Annotated in this window: 1 protein-coding gene; it reads right to left on the bottom strand. The window is 64.2% G+C overall.

What is annotated here, in order from left to right; genetic code table 11:
• On the bottom strand, positions 1–488 hold a 488-nt coding region (locus tag EN935_RS38250; RefSeq protein WP_127374355.1), incomplete at its 3' end, for a DUF1173 family protein.
• Positions 489–839: the final 351 nt, after the last annotated feature.

Raw genomic sequence — 839 nt, 5'->3', positions numbered from 1 at the left:
CGGACATTCCACCAATGCCGTTTGCCGGCCCACCGCGATGTCCAGACCGTCAGTTCGGCCTCGTGCCAGAGATAATGAAGCAGGCCACGCAGCGACATCCTCCTGGGATCGGTGGTTACGCTGGCGGAACTTTGCCCCGCAGGCACCGATGCCGCACGGCTCCCCGTCTTCGACAGGCTGAAGTCCAACTTGAGGGCGGCTAAGCCGTTTTTCGGATCGAGCTGTATCGCGCTGCCCATCAGGGCGCCCAGCCCGGACAGTTCGTAAGGCGATTCATAGGAATCACAGGATGGATCATGCTCACCGCCGCTGAGCGGCATGCGCTTGATCAGGTGAAGATCGCCGATGCGGGCGATGTACATCGGGCAGCCCGACTCGCGGCACAGGCATAGCGGACGCTCGGCGCGGGCATAGGCACCCGCCAGCGCCGCCTGCAGATCAGGCGCTGCCTCCTCGTAGACCGCACTGCCAATTCTGAACCGTCGCATCACCTCCACAGCTCCAGGTCGCCGCCGCATCCCTGTCCGCGCATTCAAGTCTGGCTTTGCAAAGAGCGCAACCCCTTTGGTGCATCGGCGCCAGAGGCAGAGGGGAGCCGGGAGGAGCGTGGCCCGGCTGGCGCGCAGAGAGTGTCGGCGCGGGCGCCACTCCGCTCTCGCGAAGGACATTTCCATGAACATTGTTTCGACTACCTCGACCGTCGCATGTACGGCTGGTTCCCTCGCCGCGCTGACGCCGGCCTCCATCAACAACGCCGAGGCAATCTATCAAGCGGCAACGTTGCTTCTGCCTTTCCTCGAGCAGGGCAAGCCTGTCACCACCGCCGCACTGCGCACCGC

The organism is Mesorhizobium sp. M7D.F.Ca.US.004.03.1.1 (assembly GCF_003998635.1).
Lineage (GTDB): Bacteria > Pseudomonadota > Alphaproteobacteria > Rhizobiales > Rhizobiaceae > Mesorhizobium > Mesorhizobium loti.
Note: the sequence above shows the minus strand (reverse complement) of the source record. Positions and strands in the feature narration are given on the sequence as shown.